1 protein-coding gene is annotated in these 647 nt (G+C 56.0%); it reads right to left on the bottom strand.

What is annotated here, in order from left to right:
- Positions 1–647 (bottom strand): 3'-5' exonuclease (locus ACTHUM_RS17225; RefSeq protein ID WP_440403585.1); only part of this gene is annotated, 647 nt, incomplete at both ends.

Raw genomic sequence — 647 nt, 5'->3', positions numbered from 1 at the left:
GAAATGGCCGCTGCGCGCACGGCTGATTTGTTCGTTCAGCCATTTATGCAGGGCGGCAGGGTTGCGGCTTTGGCTGTCTTCTTCGGCCAAAAGCTCCAGAATTTGATAGTAGTTGGTCAGGCTACGCTCGTTGCCGCCTTTGAGCAGGCGTGTTTCGATGTCATGTAGGGCGGCAAACTGCTGCACGGCGGCAAAAATGCCGCCTTTCCGCCATTTTTCCATGGCTTGGGCAGACGACTCCAGCCATTTCAGCAGCTGGTGTTCGTTGTGGTTGAGTTCGTAAATCTCTTTGGCGGTATAGCCGAACAAAACGCCGGTCAAGACAAAGCGCAGCCAGTCGGTTTGCCTTGGGTTGAGCCAAAAGCCGATCAGCGCGGACAGAGAGTCTGCCTCGGCGGAATCGAAAACGGACTGGCGCGACAGCAACACGCTTTGGATACGGCGCTGTTTCAGTTTCCCTGCAATCATCGCCGCTTCGTTGTTGGTGCGCACCAAGACGGCAATGTCGCCGGATTCCAACGCGCGGCCTTTGAAATTCAGACGGCCTTCGGCCGCTTCATTGAGCGCAAAGGCAATTTCATCGGCGCAATATTCGGCGGCTCGGCTGCGCAAAATCTCTTTGCCGGTTTGATCGTCCGTATTGAGCC

Source organism: Neisseria sp. P0021.S006, assembly GCF_051956895.1.
The sequence above is the reverse complement of the archived record's forward strand: the minus strand, read 5'-3'. Positions and strand labels throughout refer to the sequence as shown.